This window comes from Ensifer sp. Root127, assembly GCF_001425225.1.
In the GTDB taxonomy this organism is placed as follows: Bacteria; Pseudomonadota; Alphaproteobacteria; order Rhizobiales; family Rhizobiaceae; genus Ensifer; species Ensifer canadensis.
This window is the reverse complement of the sequence record NZ_LMDX01000023.1, coordinates 729,712-736,289: the sequence shown is the minus strand read 5'-3', so window position 1 is coordinate 736,289 and position 6,578 is coordinate 729,712. Positions and strand designations below refer to the sequence as shown.

The window sequence follows — 6,578 nt, the reverse complement described above, 5'->3', positions numbered from 1 at the left end:
TCCCGACCAATCAGCATCCGCCAATCAAGGAAACCTTAAAACGAAGGACATCGTCGCCAGCAGCGCCGCCGCCCTCGTTCAGTGATCGGGCTTATAGACCCCACTCACCGAACACGTCAACAGGCAATCGCAAAAAATCGACAAGATCGAACAACACTCTGAAAATACACACGAATTGGAAGCGAGAGTTATCAACAGCCCAGCCGAAACCACCAAACCAGCAAAACCAGAACCAGAATCATTCGCCAATCGGTCGAAAAGCGTTGCCAAGAGCCAGGGAAACGCCGTCGCTCACGCTTACCTCTCCTTAGGAGCTTCGCAAAAAGGCCGCCCACCCGGCGGAAAACGCCCATCTTCACGGCAAACCGTGCTCATCGAGACTGCCGTCGTTTCACCGAAACGTGACGGTCGCCACCATCGGCGCGCATTGACGCCACAGGCGCTTGGCTTACCTTCGCGCCGAAACACGAATGCGGGGGAGTGCAGCATGATCGGATGGGTAAGACGATGGGCAGCGGCGGTCGTCGCCACACTTAGCCTTGCCTGCCCGGCGGCCGCTTTCGACATCGACAACTGGGCTTCGGTCGTTTCCGAGGCCAAGGGCGAGACGGTTTATTTCAACGCCTGGGGCGGTTCAGCCAATATCAATGCCTATATCGCCTGGGCGGGCGAACAGATGAAGGCGCGCTACGGCGTCAACGTCGTGCATGTAAAACTCGATGACACTGCCAAAGCGGTCGCAACCGTGCTTGCGGAGAGATCGGCGGGCAAGGATGCTGCCGGCACCGTCGATCTCATCTGGATCAATGGCGAGAACTTTGCCGCGATGAAGCGGCAGGGCCTGCTCTTCAGCCCCAGCTGGGCAACCCGGCTTCCGAACTGGGCCTATGTCGACCACGAGACGAAGCCGACAATCCTCACCGACTTCACCGTACCGACGGAAGGGCTCGAAAGCCCTTGGGGCGGCGCCAAACTGGTCTTTTTCTATGACAAGGCCCGCACGCCAACCGCGCAGCTGCCCACATCGGCAAAAGACCTGCTTGGCTGGGCAAAGGCCCATCCGGGACGCTTCTCCTATCCGCAGCCGCCGGATTTCGCCGGCTCCTCGTTCTTGAAGCAGGCGCTGATCGAGCTCATCGATAACAGGAGCAAGTTGCTGAAGCCCGTGGACGAGGCAACGTTTCAACAGGATGTGGCGCCGCTCTTTGCCTATCTCGACCAGCTGACGCCGTTGTTATGGCGCAAGGGAAAGGCCTATCCGCAGAACTACCCCGATATGAAGCAGAAGCTGGCCGACGGGGAACTCGACATCATCTTCGCCTTCAATCCCGCCGAAGCTTCGGCGGCTATCGCCAATGGCGAGCTGCCGGACACCGTCCGCTCCTTCGTCTTTTCCGGCGGAACGCTTGGCAACACCCATTTCGTTGCCATTCCCTATAACGCCAATGCTGGTGCGGGCGCGCTGCTGCTTGCGGATTTCCTGCTCTCTCCCGAGGCGCAGTTGCGCAAACAGGACGCCCAATACTGGGGTGACCCGACGGTGCTGGCGATGGTGAAACTACCGGATGCCGACCGTGCCGCCTTTGCAGCCCTCGATCTCGGGGTGGCGACATTGCCGCCCGATCAGCTCGGCCCGGCGCTTGCCGAACCGCATCCCGACTGGATGACGCGGATCGAAACCGAATGGATCCGCCGATATGGCGCCGCCAATTAACGGCGAGTGCCGGCGCCATCGACGGACATCCCTGTGAGGGACGCCCTGCAGCGGGGCATCGGCACAGGTGTGGCGGTCATGCTGTGCCTGCCGGTTTTGGCTGGTCTCGCCGGCACCCTGCTTCCGGCCTTCGGCTACCTGCCCGCACTCGGCGGTACGCAGCTCACGCTCGGGCATTTCGAGGCGCTGGTCGCCCAGCCGCATATCCTGCGCTCGGCTCTGATCAGTCTGGCGGCAGGGTTGATCAGCACGTTTGTCACCCTGATGGTGGTCTGCACCTTTGTCGCGGGTTTCGCCGGAACGCGACCCTTCGCCTTCATCCAGCATCTGCTTTCACCGCTGCTGGCCGTTCCGCACGCCGCATCGGCATTTGCGATCGCCTTCCTGATCGCGCCGTCCGGTTTTCTCATTCGGCTCGCCTCTCCCGAACTCACCGGCTTCGACCGACCGCCGGACTGGCTCGTGCCGAACGATCCGCTCGGGTTGTCGATGATATCCGGTCTTATTGCCAAGGAGATGCCCTTTCTGCTGCTGGTAATGCTGGCGGCACTGCCGCAGCTGCCCGTGGCGAATGCGCGACGTTTGATGTCAGCTCTCGGCTATGGCCGGGTATCGGGCTTTATCATCGCGCTCTGGCCGCTGCTTTATCGGCAGATCCGCCTGCCTGTCTTCGCGGTGCTGGTCTACTCGACCTCGGTGATCGACGTCGCGATGATCCTTGGGCCCCGATTGCCGCCGACATTGCCGGTACGTATCGCCCAATGGCTGGCCGACGACGACATCGGCGCCCGGTTCCTCGCTTCGGCCGGCGCCGTGCTGCAGCTAGCGCTCGGCCTGTTCGCGATCGTGGTCTGGATCGGCGTCGAACGGCTCGGTCGTCTTTGTCACCGGCGCCTGAGCGCTTCGGGAAAACGCCTGAGTGACGACCGACTTCTTCGCCGGACCGCAGCCGTGATCACGACCTTGTCCGCGGCGTTGATCTTTACCGGGCTCGGCCTGCTGGCGCTCTGGTCGATTGCAGGGCTGTGGCCATTCCCTGATAGTCTGCCGACAAGCCTCACCTTCAGAACATGGCAACGCGCCCTTGGAGGGTTCGCCGGACCTCTGGCCAACACTATCATCATCGCCCTGCTGTCATCGCTCCTCGCACTTGCGATCGCCATCGGCCTGCTATCGCGCAGTGCTCACGGCACCGCCGAGCGCTGGTTTCCCGTCTTCCTGCCATTGCTGGTCCCGGAGATCGCCTTCGTGTTTGGATTGCAGATCCTGGCAGCAATGGCGGGGTTTTCGCCGTCGATCGCCACCGTTGCCGCCGTGCATCTGGTCTTCGTTCTGCCCTATGTGCTTCTGTCACTAGCGCCGCCCTGGCGGGCGCTCGACCGGCGCTACGAACAGGTCGCATCGGGACTGGGTAAATCGCCACTCAAGATCCTCATGACCATTCGACTGCCCATGCTGCTTCGCGCCTGCCTGACGGCATTTGCCGTCGGCTTTGCGGTCTCCGTCAGCCTCTACCTGCCGACCGTGCTGATCGGCGCCGGACGGGTGACGACGATCACCACCGAGGCGGTGGCGCTTTCGTCGGGAGGAGATCGGCGCATCATCGGCGTTTATGCGCTGCTTCAGGCACTGTTGCCGTTTCTCGGTTTTCTCATTGCATCGCTCGTGCCGCAGTTGCTATTCCGCCACCGACGGGCAATGAGGATCTGAATGCGAACGCCAGGCAAGACGATGCCTCTGACTTTGTCCGATGTGACGATCCGGCTGGCCGACCGGCTGCTGCTTTCCGTTTCGGCGACGGTCATGCCCGGCGACGTCCTGACGATCATGGGTCCGTCGGGCTCCGGCAAGTCGACGCTGCTCGCCTATATCGGCGGATTTCTCGACCCTGCCTTTACCGCCAGCGGTGCAGTTCTGCTCGGGCAGGACGATCTGATCGCGCTGCGGCCGCAACAGCGCCACACCGGCATTCTCTTCCAGGATCCGCTGCTGTTCCCGCATCTTTCGGTCGGCGGCAACATCGTCTTTGCCATACCCGAGGCGTTCAAGGACCGAGACGTCAGGCGTCGGATGGCAGAAAACGCGCTCGATGAAGGCGGGCTTGGCGGGTTCTTCGACCGCGACCCGGAGACGCTTTCGGGCGGGCAGAAGGCGCGTGTCGCGCTCCAACGCGTGCTTCTCTCCGAGCCGCGCCTGCTGCTGCTCGACGAGCCTTTTTCCAAACTCGACATGGCCTTGCGCCAGCAAACGCGCGAGCTGGTCTTTGCGAAGGCGCGGTCCGCAGGCCTGCCGACAATCCTCGTGACCCATGACCGCGCGGACGCGGACGCCGCCGGCGGTGCGCTCATCCATATCGGAGCGGAGAGACAATCGTGACGCTTACCCTGCCCGCCTTGCCGGTTCGCGAGGTCCTGCCCGAGATCGCCGAAGCTCTCGACAAGGCCCGCTCCGTCGTGCTTTCGGCGCCACCCGGCGCCGGCAAGACGACGCTCGTGCCGCTGTTCCTGCTCGAGCAACCGTGGCTCGACGGCGGCAAGATCGTCCTGCTCGAACCCCGGCGGCTCGCCGCCCGGGCAGCGGCCGGGCGCATGGCGGAGCTACTCGGCGAGAAAGTGGGCGAAACCGTCGGCTATCGCATGCGACTCGACAACCGGATATCGGCCAAGACCCGGATCGAAGTAGTGACCGAAGGCGTTTTTGCCCGCATGATCCTCGACGATCCGGAGCTGGCGGGCGTCTCCGCGGTTCTCTTCGACGAATTTCACGAACGTTCACTCGATGCCGATTTCGGCCTGGCACTGGCGCTCGACGTCCAGTCTGCGCTGCGCGACGATCTCCGGATCATCGTCATGTCGGCAACACTCGACGTCGAGCGCGTTTCAAAACTGCTCGGTGACGCGACCGTCGTCGAAAGCCAGGGGCGTAGTTTCCCCATCGACATCCGCAACCAGGACCGCGGCGGCGAGAGCGTCGAGGACGCAGTCGTGCGCGCCATCGTCGAGGCGCATCGCAGCGAAGAAGGATCGATCCTCGCCTTTCTGCCGGGACAGGCCGAAATCACCCGGACGGCGGCACGGCTTGCCGACCGGTTTACAGCCGATACGACGGTCGTTCCGCTTTACGGAAACCTGACGCAGAAGGAGCAGGATGCGGCGATCCGGCCGGCGCCGAAAGGCACGCGCAAGATCGTTCTTGCCACCTCGATCGCCGAAACCTCGATCACCATCGACGGCGTGCGGATCGTCATCGACAGCGGCTTGCAGAGACTGCCGGTCTTCGAAGCGTCGCCCGGCATCACCCGGCTTGAAACCGTGCGCGTCTCGCGTGCGTCGGCCGATCAGCGCGCCGGCCGAGCCGGGCGAACGGAGCCGGGCATTGCCATCCGCCTCTGGCATGCCGGCCAGACTGCAGCGCTTGCGGCCTTCACGCCGCCGCAGATCCTGGCCAGCGATCTTTCCGGACTGCTGCTCGACATGGCGCACTGGGGCGTCACCGATCCCGCAGCGCTTGCCTTCATCGACCCACCGCCGGAAACGACCCTGATGGAAGCGCGAAAGCTGCTGAGCGAGCTTGGCGCGCTCGATGGTTTCGGCGCGCTGACCCCAAGGGGACGCAAGATCCGTGATCTGGCCCTGCCGCCGCGCCTTGCGGCCATGGCGGTTTCGGCGGCCGAGGAGGGCCAGGGCGAGGCGGCCTGTCTGCTCGCGGTCATGCTGACGGAGCAAGGCCTTGGCGGCAACGCCATCGACCTGGAGGACCGGCTGCGCCGCTTTCGCCAGGAGCGCGGCGAGCGCGCCGAAGCCTCGCGCAATCTTGCCCGCCGCATGGCGGCGGAACTCAAAGGGGCGCGAAAGTCGAGCGAACCGGTCCAGCCCGGCGCCTTGCTGATGCACGCCTTCCCGGACCGCATCGCGCTTCAGCGCGGTGGCCGTGGGCGGTTCGTGATGGCAAACGGCCGTGGGGCCGAGATCGCCGAGACCGAGCGCCTCGCTGCGGCAAACATGCTTGTGATCGCCGACCTCACGGGCCGCGCCGGCGGCCAGCGCGTGCTGGCGGCGGCCGAGCTTTCGCGCGCCGACGTCGACGCGCATATGCCCGAAGCGATCGTGCGGGAAGAGCAAAGCGTCTTCGACCGGGCGAGCCGCCAGGTGCGCGCGCGCCGCGTCACCCGGCTGGGTGCGATCATCTTCGAGGAGGCGCCGCTTCCAAGACCGACTGGCGAAAGCGCAGCACGCGCGCTTGCCGATGGCGTTCGCCAGCTTGGACTGGCGGTCCTGCCGTTTTCCAAGGAGGCGATGCAACTGCGCGATCGCATCGGTTTCCTGTATCGCTCGCTCGGCGAACCCTGGCCGGACGTTTCCGACGCAGCCCTGCTTGCGACGCTCGAGGACTGGTTCGTTCCGTTTCAACACGGCGTCACCGCTATCGCCGACATCAAGGCCGGCGCGCTTTCCGAAGGATTGCTGTCGCTGGTCCCGCACGACCGGCAGCGGGAGCTGGCAAAACTGGCACCGACGCATTTCGAGGCGCCGACGGGACAACGGCATCCGATCCACTATGACGGCGACGAACCGCTTCTCTCCATCCGGGTGCAGGAACTCTTCGGGCTCAAAAAACACCCTGCTATCGGCGATGGCCGGCTGCCGCTGCTGCTCGAACTGATTTCGCCCGGCCGGCAGCCGATCCAGACCACGCGTGACCTGCCGGGTTTCTGGGCCGGGTCGTGGCGGGATGTCCGGGCCGACATGCGCGGGCGTTATCCCAAGCACCCCTGGCCGGAGAACCCGGCGGAGGCCGCGCCGACGACACGGGCAAAACCGCGTGGTACATGAGGCAATACCCTTGACGGGGGCCATAGGAACAA

The 6,578-nt window shown here is 64.3% G+C and carries 4 protein-coding genes; all 4 read left to right on the top strand.

What is annotated here, in order from left to right; translation table 11 throughout:
* Window positions 1–487 precede the first annotated feature (487 nt).
* The 4 genes from ASD03_RS25500 to hrpB all read left to right on the top strand — a co-directional run bounded on the left by ASD03_RS25500 (window position 488) and on the right by hrpB (window position 6,546).
* Entirely contained in the window at window positions 488–1,714 is a 1,227-nt protein-coding gene (locus ASD03_RS25500; protein WP_025425374.1) for an ABC transporter substrate-binding protein, read from the top strand.
* A gap of 78 nt (window positions 1,715–1,792) precedes the next feature.
* Window positions 1,793–3,424 (top strand): ABC transporter permease, encoded by a 1,632-nt coding sequence (locus ASD03_RS25495; protein ID WP_051509141.1) that lies wholly within the window; start codon window positions 1,793–1,795, stop codon window positions 3,422–3,424.
* Window positions 3,425–4,090, top strand: coding sequence for an ATP-binding cassette domain-containing protein (locus tag ASD03_RS25490; RefSeq protein WP_025425372.1), 666 nt, complete (start codon window positions 3,425–3,427; stop codon window positions 4,088–4,090).
* A complete protein-coding gene (hrpB, locus tag ASD03_RS25485) occupies window positions 4,087–6,546 on the top strand; it encodes an ATP-dependent helicase HrpB (protein ID WP_057217174.1) in 2,460 nt (819 codons plus the stop codon). Before ASD03_RS25490 ends, hrpB begins: the two co-directional genes overlap by 4 nt.
* The last annotated feature ends 32 nt before the right edge of the window (window positions 6,547–6,578 follow it).

Bases quoted from the DNA above. Each gene is read 5' to 3' on its own strand.
- ASD03_RS25500 (WP_025425374.1), top strand. From the start codon at position 488: ATGATCGGATGGGTAAGACGATGGGCAGCGGCGGTCGTCGCCACACTT.
- ASD03_RS25495 (WP_051509141.1), top strand. From the start codon at position 1,793: ATGCTGTGCCTGCCGGTTTTGGCTGGTCTCGCCGGCACCCTGCTTCCG.
- ASD03_RS25490 (WP_025425372.1), top strand. From the start codon at position 3,425: ATGCGAACGCCAGGCAAGACGATGCCTCTGACTTTGTCCGATGTGACG.